The 16,049-nt window shown below is 70.5% G+C and carries 17 protein-coding genes and 1 pseudogene; 11 read left to right on the top strand and 7 right to left on the bottom strand.

Annotated elements, in window-relative coordinates:
- Positions 1 to 66 precede the first annotated feature (66 nt).
- The 4 genes from ACZ56V_RS16675 (at position 67) to ACZ56V_RS16660 (ending at position 4,158) form a co-directional block, all read left to right on the top strand.
- The gene (locus tag ACZ56V_RS16675) at positions 67 to 963 is read left to right on the top strand and encodes a hypothetical protein (RefSeq protein WP_468942964.1); all 897 of its coding nucleotides are present in this window, start codon (positions 67 to 69) and stop codon (positions 961 to 963) included.
- A gap of 90 nt (positions 964 to 1,053) precedes the next feature.
- Positions 1,054 to 1,425 carry a hypothetical protein gene (locus ACZ56V_RS16670; RefSeq protein ID WP_398911779.1) on the top strand — a complete coding sequence of 124 codons (372 nt, stop codon included), beginning with the start codon at positions 1,054 to 1,056 and terminating at the stop codon, positions 1,423 to 1,425.
- A gap of 111 nt (positions 1,426 to 1,536) precedes the next feature.
- Positions 1,537 to 3,552, top strand: a complete 2,016-nt coding sequence (locus ACZ56V_RS16665) for an FAD-dependent oxidoreductase (protein ID WP_398911778.1) — start codon at positions 1,537 to 1,539, stop codon at positions 3,550 to 3,552.
- 54 nt (positions 3,553 to 3,606) lie between these two features.
- Entirely contained in the window at positions 3,607 to 4,158 is a 552-nt protein-coding gene (locus ACZ56V_RS16660; RefSeq protein WP_356364519.1) for a PadR family transcriptional regulator, read from the top strand.
- A 38-nt stretch (positions 4,159 to 4,196) separates the two neighbouring features.
- Here ACZ56V_RS16660 and ACZ56V_RS16655 read toward each other — a convergent pair whose 3' ends face one another.
- Both ACZ56V_RS16655 and ACZ56V_RS16650 read right to left on the bottom strand, forming a co-directional pair.
- Positions 4,197 to 4,754 carry a hypothetical protein gene (locus ACZ56V_RS16655; RefSeq protein WP_356364520.1) on the bottom strand — a complete coding sequence of 186 codons (558 nt, stop codon included), beginning with the start codon at positions 4,752 to 4,754 and terminating at the stop codon, positions 4,197 to 4,199.
- Between the two features lie 183 nt (positions 4,755 to 4,937).
- Positions 4,938 to 5,927, bottom strand: a complete 990-nt coding sequence (locus ACZ56V_RS16650) for a fibronectin type III domain-containing protein (RefSeq protein WP_468942961.1) — start codon at positions 5,925 to 5,927, stop codon at positions 4,938 to 4,940.
- Positions 5,928 to 6,327: 400 nt separating this feature from the next.
- Between ACZ56V_RS16650 and ACZ56V_RS16645 the strand changes: the two genes are divergently transcribed.
- Complete coding sequence (locus tag ACZ56V_RS16645) at positions 6,328 to 7,182, top strand: glycoside hydrolase family 75 protein (RefSeq protein WP_468942958.1); 855 nt, start codon at positions 6,328 to 6,330, stop codon at positions 7,180 to 7,182.
- Between the two features lie 49 nt (positions 7,183 to 7,231).
- Here ACZ56V_RS16645 and ACZ56V_RS16640 read toward each other — a convergent pair whose 3' ends face one another.
- The 3 genes from ACZ56V_RS16640 to dhaK are packed head-to-tail and all read right to left on the bottom strand — an operon-like array spanning position 7,232 to position 9,275.
- Entirely contained in the window at positions 7,232 to 7,642 is a 411-nt protein-coding gene (locus ACZ56V_RS16640; protein WP_398911774.1) for a PTS-dependent dihydroxyacetone kinase phosphotransferase subunit DhaM, read from the bottom strand.
- Entirely contained in the window at positions 7,635 to 8,234 is a 600-nt protein-coding gene (gene dhaL / locus ACZ56V_RS16635; protein ID WP_398911773.1) for a dihydroxyacetone kinase subunit DhaL, read from the bottom strand. The genes ACZ56V_RS16640 and dhaL overlap by 8 nt, the downstream gene beginning before the upstream one ends.
- Before the next feature lie 48 nt (positions 8,235 to 8,282).
- Positions 8,283 to 9,275 (bottom strand): dihydroxyacetone kinase subunit DhaK, encoded by a 993-nt coding sequence (gene dhaK, locus ACZ56V_RS16630; protein ID WP_398911772.1) that lies wholly within the window; start codon positions 9,273 to 9,275, stop codon positions 8,283 to 8,285.
- 989 nt (positions 9,276 to 10,264) lie between these two features.
- On the opposite strand from dhaK, the gene ACZ56V_RS16625 reads away from it, so the two are divergent.
- The 6 genes and pseudogenes from ACZ56V_RS16625 (at position 10,265) to ACZ56V_RS16600 (ending at position 14,172) form a co-directional block, all read left to right on the top strand.
- Positions 10,265 to 10,600 (top strand): hypothetical protein, encoded by a 336-nt coding sequence (locus ACZ56V_RS16625; RefSeq protein WP_398911771.1) that lies wholly within the window; start codon positions 10,265 to 10,267, stop codon positions 10,598 to 10,600.
- A gap of 492 nt (positions 10,601 to 11,092) precedes the next feature.
- Complete coding sequence (locus ACZ56V_RS16620) at positions 11,093 to 12,265, top strand: hypothetical protein (protein WP_468942955.1); 1,173 nt, start codon at positions 11,093 to 11,095, stop codon at positions 12,263 to 12,265.
- 400 nt (positions 12,266 to 12,665) lie between these two features.
- Positions 12,666 to 12,899, top strand: coding sequence for a peptidylprolyl isomerase (locus ACZ56V_RS16615; protein WP_468943494.1), 234 nt, complete (start codon positions 12,666 to 12,668; stop codon positions 12,897 to 12,899).
- Between the two features lie 174 nt (positions 12,900 to 13,073).
- Complete coding sequence (locus tag ACZ56V_RS16610; protein WP_468942953.1) at positions 13,074 to 13,385, top strand: transposase; 312 nt, start codon at positions 13,074 to 13,076, stop codon at positions 13,383 to 13,385.
- A gap of 26 nt (positions 13,386 to 13,411) precedes the next feature.
- Positions 13,412 to 13,636: pseudogene (locus ACZ56V_RS16605) on the top strand (IS3-like element ISRhosp5 family transposase); the annotation flags it as partial.
- A 377-nt stretch (positions 13,637 to 14,013) separates the two neighbouring features.
- Entirely contained in the window at positions 14,014 to 14,172 is a 159-nt protein-coding gene (locus ACZ56V_RS16600; RefSeq protein ID WP_468943520.1) for a hypothetical protein, read from the top strand.
- Positions 14,173 to 14,254: 82 nt separating this feature from the next.
- Here the strand turns inward: ACZ56V_RS16600 and ACZ56V_RS16595 are convergent, their stop codons facing one another.
- Together ACZ56V_RS16595 and ACZ56V_RS16590 are read right to left on the bottom strand one after the other, a co-directional pair.
- On the bottom strand, positions 14,255 to 14,461 hold the full coding sequence (locus tag ACZ56V_RS16595) for a hypothetical protein (RefSeq protein WP_468943517.1): 207 nt from the start codon (positions 14,459 to 14,461) through the stop codon (positions 14,255 to 14,257).
- Between the two features lie 151 nt (positions 14,462 to 14,612).
- The gene (locus ACZ56V_RS16590; protein ID WP_468942950.1) at positions 14,613 to 15,908 is read right to left on the bottom strand and encodes an MBL fold metallo-hydrolase; all 1,296 of its coding nucleotides are present in this window, start codon (positions 15,906 to 15,908) and stop codon (positions 14,613 to 14,615) included.
- Between the last annotated feature and the right edge of the window lie 141 nt (positions 15,909 to 16,049).

The raw sequence follows: 16,049 nt of genomic DNA, 5'->3' as shown, positions 1-16,049 counted from the left end.
CAGACTGTGCGCCGAGTACCCCACGCCCGCCCCGTGCCGCCCGGCCACCCCCACCGAGGAACCCCGATGCCCCTGCGCGCCCGGCAACGTTGTCACGCCGCACTGACCGGACTCGCCGTCCTCACCCTCTCCGCCGCCCTCGCGGGCCCGGCCCGGGCGGACGCCCCCGAGGGAAGCGCCCGGGCCGCCGACACCTGGACCGAGGTGGGCTCCGACCGGGCCGACCCGCTGACCGAGAGTCAGGGCCTGGCCTCGGTGGAGGTCCCGGCGGGCAGCCCCAACCGCTACACCGGGATCGGCACCATTCCGCTCGGCCTCAGTACCCGCGGCTGGAACCATGTCGGCGATCCGGACGCCTCCTACGACGGCCACTACGTCGAGCCGTACCAGCGAGACGACGGGAACACGAAGATGTTCCGCGTGCAGGCGCCGGACGGGACCTGGTCGGAGTACGTGCACACGCTGAGCCCCGGCGAGGCGCTGAACAACTCGTGGTCCGCCGTCTCGCCCGACGGGCAGTGGATGCTGGCGGGCGAGTGGGGCACCATGAACCGGCTGCTGGTCTTCCCGAACCCGGGCGTCAACCCCGCCACCTCCCCCTCGGCGAACCTCTCGCAGGCGGCCACCGTCCATCTGGACCACGCCGTGCGCGACGTCCAGGGCTGCGACTTCCTGGACGCCACCACGCTGCTGTGCTCCTCCGACGACCCGGAGGGCACGCTCTTCGGCGTCACCAAGCCGCTGCTGAGGATCGACCTGTCGGCGGCGCCGAACGGCACCGCCGACGTCACCGGGCACGTCATCGCGCTGCGGCAGCTGCCCCTGCGCAGCGCCTGCTCCGGGGGCTTCGAGGCGGAGGGCGTCGACTACGACCGGCGTACCGGCACCCTGCGCGTGATCGTCGTGTCACCCGGGTTCTGCGTGCTCACCGACAGCAAGACGTACCGGTTCACCCGGAGCTGACCCGGCCCCTTCGCGCCCGGCCGCCGGTGGTGCTTTTCTGGGGGTATGGGAGAGCGGTATCGGCCATGACCACGAGAGGGAGCGATCACGATGGACGGTGAGCGACTGCATCCGGAGTCCGTCTCGGTGGAGCTGAGCGGGTGCAGCAAGGAGGACGCCCGGACCGTGTTCGACACCCTGTGCGCGTGCTTCTCCTCCGACCGGCACACGGGCGACGTGACCCGGGAGTACGACGAGGTGCGCCCGACCGTGTGGCTCGGCACCTTCGACGTGGCCGACGAGCAGCGGGGCGAGTGCGGCCCCGCCCGGCTCGGGGCGTCCGTGGAGGCCGACGCGCAGGGCGGCTACTGGGCGGTCGAGAGGCTCCGCACCACCCTGGACTCCCTGTTCACCGTGCACGACCTGAGCCAGGCCTCCGGGGACCAGGAGCGGGAGATGCACGTACGGCTCGAGAGCCGCTGAACGGGTCCCGCCGGGTGCGGTGAGGTGTGCGCCACCCCATTGTGCAACTAGTTGCACAATGGGGTGGCCGTCCTCTACAACAGAGGCACGTCACCGCGCACGGAGGGCCCGATGAGCCGTTACCCGCACCTGCTGAGCCCGCTCGACCTGGGCTTCACCACGCTCCCCAACCGGGTCCTGATGGGCTCCATGCACGTCGGCCTGGAGGAGGCCGAGCGAGGGTTCGAGCGGATGGCCGCCTTCTACGCCGCCCGGGCCCGCGGCGGAGTGGGCCTGATCGTCACCGGCGGCATCGCCCCCAACGACGAGGGCCGCCCGTACGAGGGCGGCGCCAAGCTCACCACCGAGGCGGAGGCGGACCGGCACCGTGTGGTCACCGACGCCGTGCACCGCGAGGGCGGCCGCATCGCCCTGCAGATCCTGCACTTCGGCCGCTACGCCTACCACGCCGACCTGGTCGCCCCGAGCCCGCTCCAGGCCCCGATCAGCCCGCACGTGCCGCGCGAGCTGACCGACGCCGAGATCGAGCGCACCGTCGACGACTACGTCCGCACCGCCCGGCTGGCCCGCGAGGCCGGGTACGACGGCGTCGAGATCATGGGTTCCGAGGGCTACCTGATCAACGAGTTCATCGCCGCGCGGACCAACCACCGCACCGATCGCTGGGGTGGCTCCTACGAGAACCGCACGCGCTTCCCCGTCGAGATCGTCCGCCGGGTGCGCGAGGCGGTCGGCGAGGACTTCATCGTGATCTACCGCCTCTCCATGCTCGACCTGGTGCCCGGCGGCTCCACCCTCGACGAGGTGATCGCCCTCGCCCGGGCCGTCGAGGCCGCCGGAGCCACGATCATCAACACCGGCATCGGCTGGCACGAGGCCCGCATCCCCACCATCGCCACCTCCGTGCCCCGCGGCGCCTACACCTGGGTGACCAAACGTCTCATGGGCGAGGTGTCGGTCCCGCTCGTCACCACCAACCGCATCAACACCCCCGAGGTGGCCGAGGCGCTGCTCGCCGAGGGCACGGCCGACATGGTCTCGATGGCCCGCCCGATGCTCGCCGACCCCGACTTCGTCGCCAAGGCCGCGGCCGGCCGGCCCGAGGCCATCAACACCTGCATCGGCTGCAACCAGGCCTGCCTGGACCACACGTTCAGCGGCCGGATCACCTCCTGCCTGGTCAACCCGCGCGCCTGCCACGAGACCGAGCTGGTCCTGTCCCCGACCCGGCGGCGCAAGCACGTCGCCGTCGTCGGCGCCGGACCGGCCGGCCTCGCCTGCGCGGTGAGCGCCGCCGAACGCGGCCACCAGGTCACCCTGTTCGACGCCGCGAGCGAGATCGGCGGGCAGCTGAACGTCGCCCGCAAGGTCCCCGGCAAGCAGGAGTTCGACGAGACGCTGCGCTACTTCCGTACCCAGCTCGCGGCACACGGCGTCGACGTGCGCCTGAACACCCGTGTCGGTGTCGACGACCTCACCGGCCACGACGAGGTCGTCGTCGCCACCGGCGTCACCCCCCGCACGCCCGACATCCCCGGCGTCGACCACCCCTCCGTCGTCGGCTACCTCGACGTCCTGCGCGAGGGCGCCCCCGTCGGCGAGCGCGTCGCGATCCTCGGCGCGGGCGGCATCGGCTTCGACGTCGCCGAGTACCTCACCGACGGCGGCGACAAGGCGCACGAGGACCCGGAGACGTACTTCCGCCTCTGGGGCGTCGACACCGGCTACCGCGGCCCCGGCGGCCTCGCCGCGCCCGAACGCCCCGCACCGCCGCGCACCGTCCACCTGCTCCAGCGCAAGACGTCCAAGGTCGGCGCCGGCCTCGGCAAGACCACCGGCTGGATCCACCGCACCGAGCTGAAGCACCGCGGCGTCACCATGGTCCCGGGCGTCCGCTACGACCGGATCGACGACGCCGGGCTGCACATCACCGTCGGCGACGAGTCCACCGTGCTGGAGGTCGACACGGTCGTCCTGTGCACCGGCCAGGAGCCGAGCCGGGGCCTGTACGACGACCTGGTCGCCGCCGGACACAGCGCCCACCTCATCGGCGGCGCCGACGTGGCCGCCGAACTGGACGCCAAGCGCGCCGTCAAGCAGGGCACCGAGCTGGCGGCGGCACTGTAGGGCAGGGCGCGGGCGGAGAGCGGACGGCGGGCGGCCCGTCCCTAGGATGAGGCCATGTCACTCCCGCACGCGATCCTCACCGCCCTGGTCGAAAAGCCGTCCTCGGGGCTGGAGCTGACCCGCCGGTTCGACCGGTCGATCGGCTACTTCTGGTCGGCGACGCACCAGCAGATCTATCGCGAGCTGGGAAAGCTGGAGGCGCAGGGCCTGATCCGGGCCCTGCCCGGCCGGCAGCCGGCCCGCGGGCAGAAGAAGTCCTACGAGGTCCTGCCCGCGGGCCGCGCCGAACTGTCCCGCTGGACCGCGACCCCGCAGGACCCCAAGCCCCTGCGGGACACGATGCTGCTGCGGCTGCGCGCCGCCGCCGTGGTCGGCACCGACGGCGTCGAGGCGGACCTGCGACGCCACCTGGAGCTGCACGAGCGGCAGTTGGCCGAGTACGAGGAGATCGAGCGGCGCGACTTCCCGCCCGGCCGGGACAGCACCGAGGACCGGCTGCGCCACCTGGTGCTGCGGGCCGGCATCGACCTGGAGACGTTTTGGACCCAGTGGCTCAGGCACGCCCTGGCCCAGTTCGCCGAGCTGCCCGGCGACGAACCGGCCTGACCGGGCCCGGCGGCCCCGTGGGCCCCGTGGGCCCCCGCTCAGAACCGGTACGGCTTCGACCGGCGGCGCAGGAACCAGGCCGCGGCGATGACACCGGCCCCCACCAGCGCGCCGCCCGCCACCAGGGTGGCCGTGCCGTAGTCCTGGACGGCTCCGCCCAGACCGCCCATGACGCCGCCCGGCGACGCGGACGGGGCGGGGGTGGCGGAGCGGCTCGGCGAGGGCCTGGGGGAGGGGGCCGAGGAGACGATGACCGTCTGGGTGCCGGCGGTGCTGTTGTTGGAGCACATGACGATCACCGTGTACGTGCCCGGCGAGATTCCCGACCAGGCAGCGGACTGGCCCGAACCGCTGCCGGACAGCGCCACCTGGCGCCCCTGGGCGAAGTCCCGCTGGCTGCTGGTGAGCAGCGAGGCGGTGCCCCAACTGCCGTTCAGCTGGGCGCAGGCCGTGGTCGTGACCGACACCGTGGTCCCGGTGGTGCTCACGGAGATCCCCGGTCCCGCCGCAGCCGGTGCGGCGGCCAGGGCGACGGGCAGCGCGGCGGCGGCCGCCACCGTGGCACCGGAGCGGAGAAGTGGCGATGAGATGCGCATGTGGACTGCCCTCCGGCGGCACGGTCGGCGGTACATCCCTTGCGCCGCCGGGATCGGGAACGCCCGTGCCCCCTCTGGCAGCCAACAGGGCGCTGGCCGGGCCCGCATGCCGAGCGCGACCGGCCAGGTGACGCGTCCGCCGGACCGGACCGCACCGGACACCTGAGCCGACCGGGCGTCAGGTCACCGGCCCGCTCCCGTGGTCACCCTCCGCTCCGCCGAGAAGCCGCCCCAGGTTCCGTCGGCCAGCCTCGCCCGGACCTTCACCCGGTGTGTGACCCCGGCCTCGCGCCCGGCGTAGAAGCTGTACTCGGCGCGGTCGCGCGGCGCGTCGGCGCCGTAGACCAGCGAGGTCGCCGCCCGGCCGTCCAGGTGGATCTGGTACTCGGTCACCGGCGTCTCCGCGTGCGGCGGGACCCAGGAGAGGTCGAGGTAGTAGGCCCCGTCGGCCCGATGGGAGGCGGCGCGCAGCCGAGTGGGCGCGGTGGCGCGTCCGTCGTCGGTGCCCGGGGTGGTGAGCCGGACGGCGGCGCCCGCGGGGGAGACGTTGTCGGCGGCGTCCCGCGCCCGCACGGTGAACGAGTAGCGGGTGTCCGCCCGCAGTCCGGTGACCACGGCCGCCGTCTGACGGCCACCGACGCTGTGGACCTTCGTGCCGCCCTGGTAGACGTCGTACGACACCACACCCTGGTCGTCCTTCGCGGCCGACCAGGTGAGCTGGACCGCCCGGCTGCCCGCCGCCCGGCCGTGGACGTCCCCCGGACGGGTCGGAGCGGAGTCGTCGGCCACCGCGGCGGGCGTGGTCGCCCGCACCTCCCGGCTGCGCGGACCGGGCCTCCCGTCGGCGTCCCGCGCCCGCACGGTGAAGACGTACGCCGTCGAGGGGCGCAGCCGGACGACGTCCACCATCCGCTCGGCCGCGGGCACCTCCTTCACCAGCGTGCCCCCGCGGTAGACCTCGTAGGTCTCGACGTCCTCGACCGCGTTCCACATCACGTGCACGGTGGTCGCGCTGCCGGCCTTCGCGGTGACGCCCGTGGGCACCGCGGGCAGACCGCCGCCGTCACCGCCACCGTCCCCGGCCGAGCCCCAGCCGCAGGACGTGAGCAGGAGGAGCGCCCCGCAGAACAGGGCGCAGCGGTGCGGGAGAGCGGGAACGGAAACCTCGCGCACGGCTCTGCCTCCCCGGTGGCGCCGGCTTCGACGGCGACGGCTGTAAAGGTCCGGACCAATATGACGCCGTGGCGCGATCACATCAAGAGGGCCGTGGGTGAACCGCACCCGGACGGGTTACGTATGCTGAGTCACCTCACGGCCGAACTCCCGGGAAACCCAGGGATGTTCGGGCCGACGGCGCGTGGACCGCTGTCGTCGCCGACCCGCGCCGGCATGAGCGGCCGGGTGGGCCGGAGCCGGACCAGGCCCGGCCCGCCCGCCCCCGGTCGCGCAACCCCTGGGACGCGGAGCGCGCGGCGGACGTGCACCGTCTGGCCCTGTGAAAGGTGGCCGCGCGAGCGTTTCGGGGACACATGGGGCCGAGTGTCCGCCCATGTCCCCGAGGAGAGGCCCCATCGTGCGTGTCCAGTCGCTGACACTGGTCGCGGCCAGCGCCGCCCTGCTCGCCCCCACGACGTTCCCCGACGCTCCGCCCCCGCCGCGCCCCCACCCGCCGGCGCGGATCCTGCTGCCCGGCGTCCTGGACCGGACCGGGAGCCTGCGCGCGGACCGGTCCGGAGTCCGAATGGGCCCCGTTCCGCACGTCACGGCCGGGCCGTCCGAATCCCGCTCGCGGGTCGGGGCGGAGTCCCGGGCCGGGGCCCGAACGCAGCGGGACGGGAGCGGGGAACCCGTCCGCGCCGCCGACCTGCTGGCCAAGGTGCGGGACTGCGCACCCGTCTCGCGCGGGCGCTACCGCAGCGACGCCGGAGCACCGGCGGACATCCCGGTGTGCGGCACGCGGGACGCCGTGTACTGGAAGGCCGACCTGGACGTCGACTGCGACGGCCGGCCCGGCGACCGGTGCAACGCCCGCACCGACCCGCAGTTCAGCCCCGCCACCGCGTTCACGGAGTCCGACGGCCGCCCGCTGGACGCCGAACGCCTGCCCTACGTCGTCGTGCCCGGACCCAGCGACACCTGGGACCACCGCGAGGACGACGTCCGCGGCGGATCGCTCGCGGCCCTCGTCCACGGGGACCGGGTGCGGTACGCGGTCGTCGGCGACGTCGGCCCGAGCGAGCTGATCGGCGAAGCCTCCTACGCCGCCGCACGCTCCCTCGGCATCCCGGCGGACCCCGAGGGCGGCGGCGTGGCCTCCGACGTCACGTACATCGTCTTCAAGGGCAGCGAGGTCGAGCCCATCGAGGACACGGCCGCGGCCGAGAAGGCGGGGGAGCGGCTGGCGCGGCGGTTCGTGGACGGGGACTGAGCGGACCGGGCGGGGCCCCGCGCCCGGACCTCCCGGCCGAACCCTTCGATCAGACCTTCCGGTAGGAGTACGCCTCCGCGGCCGCCGCCTCCACGGCCGCGAGGTCGGCGCCCGTCGAGGCCGTGACGACCGCCGCCACCGCGCCCTCCACGAAGGGCGCGTCCACCAGTCGGGTGTTCTCGGGGAGTTCGTCGCCCTCGGCGAGCAGCGCCTTCACCGTGAGCACCGCACTGCCGAGGTCGGTGAGGACGGCGACGCCCGCGCCCCGGTCCACGGACGCGGCGGCGGCCGCGACCAGTTCCGAACTGGTCCCGAACTCCCCGGACGCGGTACCGCCCGCGGGGGCGACGGCCACGGCCCCGGCGCCGCCCGACAGGGCCTTCGCCAGCTCCGCCACCGACGCGGCGACCTCGGCGCTGTGGGACACCAGCACGACGCCCACCAGCTTCCCGTCACTCACCGGCCGTCTCCTTCAGCGCCTCGAAGAGCAGGGCGGCCGAGGTCGCCCCCGGGTCCTGGTGTCCGATGCTGCGCTCACCCAGATAGCTCGCCCTGCCCTTGCGGGCCTGCATCGGCGTGGTCGCCCCGGCCCCGTCCGCGGCGGCCGTACTGGCTGCCGCGAAGGAGTCGCCCAGGGCGTCCACGGCGGGCACCAGGGCGTCCACCATCGTCTTGTCCCCCGGGGCGGCGCCCCCGAGCGTCCGGACGGCGTCCACTCCCGCCCGCAACGCGTCGGCCAGCTGTTCCGCGCTCACCTCGGGGGAGTCCCCGAGCGCCTTGCCGGTACGGCGCAGCAGCGTCCCGTACAGGGGCCCCGAGGCGCCGCCGACCGTGGAGATGAGCTGCCGCCCGGCGAGGATCAGGACGGCGCCGGGAGTGTCGGGCGCCTCCTTCTCCAGCGTGGCGGCCACGGCCGTGAACCCGCGCTGGAGATTGCTGCCGTGGTCGGCGTCGCCGATGGGTGAGTCGAGGGCGGTGAGCCGCTCCGCCTCGCGGTCGACCAGCGCGGTGGCCGCCGTCATCCAACGGCGGAAGAAGTCGGCGTCGAGCACAGGATCTCCTTGCCTGGTAGGTACGTGGCGATTCTTCCCGGCTCGCCGTCACATGCCCCATCGCAGACCCGGGGTGCTGACCGGCGCGTCCCACAGTCCGAGCAGCTCCTCGTCGATCTCGCACAGGGTGACCGAGGCGCCGGCCATGTCGAGGGAGGTGACGTAGTTGCCGACGAGGGTGCGGGCGACGGCCACACCGCGCTCGCCGAGCACCCGCTGCACCTCGGCGTTGAAGCCGTACAGCTCCAGCAGCGGCGTCGCGCCCATGCCGTTGACCAGGACCAGGACGGGGTTGCGCGGGCCGAGGTCGGTCAGCACCGCGTCCACGGCGGCCTCGGCGATCTCGCCCGAGGTCATCATCGGGCGGCGCTCCCGGCCGGGCTCCCCGTGGATGCCGATGCCCAGTTCCAGCTCACCGGCGGGGAGGTCGAAGGTGGGGCTGCCCTTGGCCGGCGTGGTGACGGCGCTGAGCGCCACCCCGAAACTGCGGGAGCTGTCGTTGACCCGGCGGGCGATCGCCTCCACCTGCTCCAGCGGCCGGCCCTCCCGCGCCGCGGCCCCCGCGATCTTCTCGACGAACAGCGTCGCCCCGGTGCCGCGCCGGCCCGCGGTGTAGAGGCTGTCCGTCACCGCCACGTCGTCGTTGACCAGCACCTTCGCGACCCGGATGCCCTCCTCCTCGGCCAGTTCGGCGGCCATGTCGAAGTTGAGCACGTCGCCGGTGTAGTTCTTGACGACGAACAGCACCCCGGCCCCGCTGTCCACGGCCGCCGCGGCCCGCACCATCTGGTCCGGCACCGGCGAGGTGAACACCTCACCCGGACAGGCGGCCGACAGCATCCCGGTGCCCACGAATCCGCCGTGCAGCGGCTCGTGCCCGGAACCGCCTCCCGACACCAGGGCGACCTGCCCGGAGACCGGGGCGTCCCGCCGCACGATCACCCTGTTCTCGACGTCCACGGCCAACTCGGGATGGGCGGCGGCCATACCGCGCAACGCGTCCGCGACGACGGTCTCGGGTACGTTGATGAGCATCCTCAAGGGTATCTCCTAGGCAGGTTAGCAGATGGGCTTGTGAGCTGTGTTTTTGCTGGTCAGAGTTGGTTCGGGCAGTTCATGATCTTGGCGGTCCGTGGCGGTCGTGAGCGGGTTCTGGCGGTACTGATGCTGACTCAATGCTGACTTCGGTGACGCACCGTCAGGTCTTCGTGGCAAGTCGACTACAGCCCGACGGGAGTCCTACAGGGGCAGTATCGACCTTGCGACCGCGAAGGTCACGCGAGGCGACGTCTGCAGAGGCCAGATAAACCGATCTGGCAGATACGGCCAGAGCGCAGGATCTGTCGTACGCCCACTCCTGCCTCACGGGCCTGCCGCTCGCCCTTAACGAACACATGCTCGCGCGAACGCCGTTCCGGGAACCTTGCCGCGCAACGGAAGGGGGACGAGCGCGAACGCTGGCGCGGTCGCGCCGACGAAGCATTCACCCTTCATGCCGGACGCGCGATGTAGCGGCCACGGCCGCTCGCCGGCCATGTGCCCGGTCACATACGAGTCCGCTCTCGTACGTTCGGTTCCGGCCGTGGGGCTCCGGCGGGCCTATCGACGAGAGCGCGTCATTACCTCCGTAGGCACATCCCCGGCCGCCGTGGGTGCCGGAGACGTCTCCAGACGCAGGCTCGGCTTGCACTCCTTGGAGCGGCCGCGGACTCCCGGTCGAGTTGGAGCCGACGAAAGCCGGCGGCGGCCCCGGCGACGTTCGTATCGGTCCGGTCTTCATCGAGGCCGTCATCCTTGCCGAGGACCATAAGTTCCAGGACTGCGAAAGGTTTCGCGCGACACCCGGCCCCGTGATGACGGAGCGCGAGCTATCGGGTTCGACAGCTTTCACCGTGGTTCCCCGCTGTTCCCCGCTCGACCTGATGCACCTGTGGTGCGCCAGGTCCGCGAGACTTCCAACCACGCTGGACTGCGAGCTCAGTCCGTGCCGGAGAGGATGGCTGACACTGGAGACTGCCAGGGCATCGGACGTGAAGCCACTCATACTGAATGTACAGGCCCAGCGTGTTCTTGCCCTTGCGCTCGATATTGCTCTTGAAAATGTCCAGCATGGATCGGCCGATGGGCTCCTTCCACCACTTGGCCTCAAGGACGTTGTGGTCAGTGGCATAGGCGAAAACCCCGTCGATTTGCTCATGGTCAAGGTTGTAGGACGCCCGGGGCTCAAGGTCGTACAGACCAAGCCTGTTGATGAAGCGTTCAAAGTCGATACGACGCTTGTGCGCGTCGACGGCCGGGGGGCTTGCGAAGCAGTGGGTCGCAGCGTCTGGCGTTGGCGCGTCGCACTCGGTTGTCCTCTCTCGTAGCACCCGAATCAAGGACGCGGCGACGACAAGCGTCGTACGGTCGATGCGTAGCACGTGACCCCGGAGCTCCCGCGACGAACCTTGCCATCTTGTTTGCTTCTGCACACCTTTCAGCTTGCTCCGACTGGCGTGCTGCGAAGATGGGGACGTGATATGACGGGGCTCCGCCGGCTTGCTCCAGCGTGACGTCGTCGTTCAGTTGGTCAAGACGGATTGGTGCTTGTACTGGCGGCGCCGCGTGCGCGTCGGCAGCGAGGTGATGGTCAATGCGGTTGGCGGCATGGCGGCCGCCGGTGTTGGTCCGAGCAGTCGCGCATCTCGCGCCGGTGCCTCCGTTGGAGGCTAAACCGGCCTGTGGGCACTTCCTCAGGTCGGCACTTCAACAGGGGCCCGGAAGGGTGAGAACGGCTGACTCGGTTCAGCCCTGTGGTCGTCGGGACGCAGTGGACATGGAATGAGAAGGGCCTGCGGAGCGACCTACGATCGTCTGTCATGGGTGTATACGCGAGCCGGAATCGGACGGATGCGGCGCCGAAGCGGGCGGCCGAGCCACAGGCCGAGTTCTTCGAGAGGGTCGCCGGTCCGTTCTGGGACCAGGTTCGGGACGTGATCAACGAATGGTGGTCGCGCTTTCCGGACCAGGCTCGACCCGGCCTGCTCAGCCGGCTGCGGGACCGAAACTCCGACACGAACGTCTACTCTGCGCTGTGGGAGTTGTACCTGCACGAGATGTTGCTAGGTTCCGGTTGCAGCGTGGAGGTTGAGCGGCAGACGGGAACGGGTGGCTATAAGCCCGACTTCCTGGTTACACGCGGCAACGCGCAGTTCGTCATCGAGGCGATCTGGAAAGCTCAGAAGCGTGACGCTGGGTCTTACTCGCTCCCACCGCAGTTGAGCGATGCCATCGATCGCTTGCCGAGTCCGAACTTCTTCGTATCATGCGAACTGCACAGCGCCGGTACGGCAACGCCGCCGCAGAGACGACTGAAGTCCGGGCTGACGCGATGGCTTGAAAGCTTGGACCCCGACCAGGTCATCGCCGACTATGAGCGTAAGGTGCCGCTTCCCAGTCACACTTGGCAAGAGGCTGGCTGGTGCCTCACGTTTCAAGCGATCCCCCGCAGCCCAGGCAAACGTGGCAATCCATCCAGCAGGACAATCGGCGTCTACCCCTCGGCATGGGCGGTCGAGGACGGATCGGAGCGAGTGCTCCACGCCGTCACACACAAGGGCGGGAAGTATGGTGACCTGGACCTGCCATTCATAGTGGCGCTAGGCCGTGCAGCCGACTTCCCCGAGGATGAGGACATCGAGAGAGCGCTGTACGGGAGTACGGTCCAGTATGTTTACGACAGCGGATCGACTTTCACCCGCAAGCCCGATGGCTATTGGAGTGCCACCTACGACCATTCCCACAGCCGTGTCAGCGGCGTGCTCGTCGTGAATAACCCGGCACCCTGGACCTGGACGAAAAACACTCCCGTTCTCTGGCAGAGCCCGGATCCCGCCTCGCTTCCTGCCCCCATCTTTCCTAGCTGGGCAACCGCGCAACTGGTTGGGATCCAGGTCGAGCGCCAGCCCGCGATACGCTCCGTCCACACCGCTCTCGGCCTGCCGGAACGCTGGCCGACCGGCGACGCCTTCCCCCGGAGTGACCCGAGATGACGACAGCGGCACCGTCAGTCCGACAGCGGCACCCCGGTGAGATCACCTCATGCGCACGGCAGCGTTCGGTGAGGGCCTCTGCGCGGACTGGGGAGACCGCTCGACCGGGTTCGGGGGCATCCGTCGTGCACCGAGTGGACGCTCTGATCGGCCAGCCGACGCCGTGCCGCATTCGAACGAAGTGGCTTACGGTCGTGGGCCGAAGGCTGGGAGGCAGATGTGGCTTGCGGACGGGTGCTTGCCCGCCGGGCCGCACTTTAGACTGCGACCGCGGCGACCCGACCGACACTGGCGAGGGCGGGCCGGGGTACGAGTACAAGGGCGAGGTGTCGGTGGACCTGCCGTCGGCACGAGCGATCCGACCGGTACCCGTCGCCTTTACGGGCGCGGTTTGCTGGCGATGGCCAACGCCGGACCGAACACGAACGGTTCGCAGTTCTTCGTCGTCTACGGCGACTCCGCCCTGCGCCAGAACTACACGGTGTTCGGCACAGTCGGTGCCGCCGGCCTGAAGACACTCGACAAGATCGCTGCTGGCGGAGTCGAGCCAACTACTAAGGACCCGGCGCCTGTCGATGGCACGCCCGTGCTGCGGACCGAACTGCTCAGCGTCCGGCCGTCCTGCCGGCCCTGATGAACTGCGGTGCGATCACCACGGGTCCAGCTACGTGCCTCGTACCACGGTGATCTGACGCCTCAAACGATATGCCGCCGGCGAGGTCTTCAACCTGATCAGGACGGTATCCACCGACCCTCCGTTATAGGGGCGTCTGTGACAGGGCCAGTGATAGACCGAGGCCCCACCGCGATGAAGGACTACCCGGACGAGTTCAAGGCCGATGCCGTGGCCCTGTACGAGTACACACCCGGGGCGACCTACAAGAGCATCGCTGCTGACCTGGGCATCAACCGGGCGGCCCTGTGCGAATGGGTGCTGCGGGACCGTGGATGCCGTGGCGTCACCGCCGCGGCTGTGAAGCCGGGTGCCCAACCTCAGGATGCGGTATCGTCCGCTGATCCGGACTGGCGGGTCCGGCAGCTGGAGGTCCGGGTGGCAGAACTCGAGGCGAGTGAGCGCAAATTCGCCACCGAGCGGGACATCATCCGCAAAGCGGCCTAGTATTTCGCCGGGGAGACGAACTGGTGATGAGCCGCTTTCAGTTCGTTGACGACCACCGGGACACCTACGAGGTGAAGCGGCTCTGCCAAGTTCCGAACGTGAACCGGTCCAGCTACTACAAGTGGCTCGCCGGAGCCGAGGCCCGGACCGCTCGGCAGTACAAGGGCCGGGTCCTGGCCGAGGAGGTCGGCGAGGTCCATGGATTGTCCGGCGGCGCCTACGGCTCCCCGCGGGTGACCGCCGAGCTCCGCGAGAAGGGGCGGCGGGTCAATGAGAAGCGGGAAGCCCGACTCATGCGGGCGTTCTCCCTCGTACACCTCGGTGTGCTCAGCCAACAGGTAGCGGGACAGGCCCGCGCCGAAGGTACCGGTGCCCTCCCTGGACACGGCGGAACACCGCCAGTCCCGGTACGCCACCCAGATGCGCTGCGGCAGCTCTCTGCCGCCGCCGTCGCCAACTACGACAACACCGTCGCCGAGGAGGCGATCCTTGCCCAGTGCGGGAGCGATCCGGGACCGCTCGCAGCGCATGCAGCGCTGGCTCGCGTCCGGCAAACGACTCAAGGGCACCTTCGGACAGTTCCTCGACCGTTCAGCAGACCACCCGCCGCACGATCGGGGATCCCGCGGTGGTGTTCACGCACCGAGGCATCTACGAGACGGTTGCGGCCGGCGACGCGGACGTTGCCGCCGCGGCGATGGGCCGCCACTTCGACAACACAGATCGCTATGTCACCGAGGTTATCCGGCCGACCAGTCGCCCTGACAAGGGCGGAGATGAGGGCTGAGCGAAGAGCGCTCGGCGTGCTTGAGCGGCTCCGAATGGACGAGCGGCCGCTGGCCGCCCTTCGACCGGACCGCGGACCCTGCTCAGTGCGGGTCTGGGCCCGCTCGTCCGTCACCGCAGACGCGCCGGCGGCCGCTCTGGATGAGGTCGAGGACGTCGTGAGAGCCGACCAACGAATCCCATAGGACCAGGGCCTCGTCCCTGAAGCCGTCGGGTCCGAGTTCCTCGGTGGTCTCACGAAGCAGCCCGGTGAGGACCTCGGACTGCGAGGCCGCTTCGTGCTCAAGCACGGTCGCCGCCAGTGGTGCTCCACCCGCCGCGGCGACCGTGCCCGCGCTGATTCACCTATGCCCGCCGCGCCCACACTCCTGCGGAGTAGGCCCGCGTATCGGTCCGTTGTTCAAGGCACCGTGTCGGGGGCGATGCTGTGGAGGGGCGTGCTCAGTCCCGCGTGGCCACGCGGGTGGAGCCGGAGCTTGGAAGGTTCACGTACTCGGCGGACGTGTTCCCGTCGAACTGTGTGGTGATTTTCTGCCCCGGCCGGTGCGTGACGGCGGACTTGCAACTGGCCTCACCGCGCTGGTCCGTGACGGCGACGCACCCAGCCTTCGAACCTAGGATGCTGAACTTGACCCTCTGGCCGGCGACAGGACCCCAAGGGCTCTCCACACGCGCTGAGAGCTGCTTGGTCAGCGGTATCCGCTGGGGGAGATGGACCGTGGTGACGCGCCAGACGGGAATCATTGCCGAGGGATCCGCCTCCGCTGCCTTCGCCGCAGCGCACTCCCGCCAGAGCGCCGCCGCCCGCAGGGTTCGCTCGGTCCCGAGAAGGAAGTCGGGGTCGAGCGTGCCGGTCGCCTGTACGGAATCGATGTTGCGCATCGACACATCGGAGAGCGGGTGGGTGTGGATCGTTCCCGTTGCGCCGAGCTTCTTGGCCGCCCAGTAGACCCGTTCGGTCCCCTGCAGGTACTGCCGGGAGCCGTCGGCGGTTGCGGGTATTCCTCCGCGGCCGTTGACCAGCAATCGCTCGCGATGCCCGTTGTGGTGGGCGGGGATGAACAAGACCAAGGAGCCGGGGGTGTGCCCCGGCACGGGCAGGGCCACGATCCGGGTCCCGCCGACGGTGATGGTCTGTGGCTTGGTGCCGGTGGTGTCGATGGGCGTGGGAGCGTAGGTCTTGCCGGTCGCGTCGGCGGAGCCCAGGTAGATCGGAAGGTCCGCGCCGAACCGGGCCCGCAGTTGGGCGGCACCCCCGTCGTGGTCACTGTGTCCGTGGGAGAGGATCACGGCCCTCAACTGGCTTGGCGCTGTCATCCCCAGGGCCCGCAGCGCAGGAAGCGTGTACTGCGTGACCTCGCTGCTGTTGTTCAGCGAGTCGATGAGCACGAAGCCGCCGTCGGCGGTCTTGAGGATGTACTGCCCGACGTAGCGGTCGCCGATGTACCACAGGTCGTCGAGCATGCGGGTCAGCGGGACGCGGGTGGCCGCTCCGGCGCGGTACTCGTCACGGATGGACGGGTCTTCGACCTCGAAGCAGGAGTACTTCCGGTAGGTGTCGAGCAGAGTTTGGTCTCCGGCCGCGTTGCGTGTCGCTGCGTCGAGATGCACCGCTGCCGATGCCGAGGGCCGTGCCGCATCGGCAGCGGCGGGAGTCGTCCCTCCTGTGGCTGAGAGCAGTGCCAACGTGAGAGCACCCGTTGTGAGCAGGGAGCCCGTGCGCATTCCTCTGTTCACTTTTTCGACCTTTCCCTGGATGGACCTGTGACGTGAGGCGAGGTGGCTCGCCGCAATCTGGTTCTCAACAGACGTGCTGATCGCAGGAACGGACCACAACCGGCTGGAGCAGCTGCGCGCTTGGGCCTCACTCCTGCGAGC

It is taken from the genome of Streptomyces sp. NPDC034099 (genome assembly GCF_055575415.1).
The sequence above is the reverse complement of the archived record's forward strand: the minus strand, read 5'-3'. Positions and strand labels throughout refer to the sequence as shown.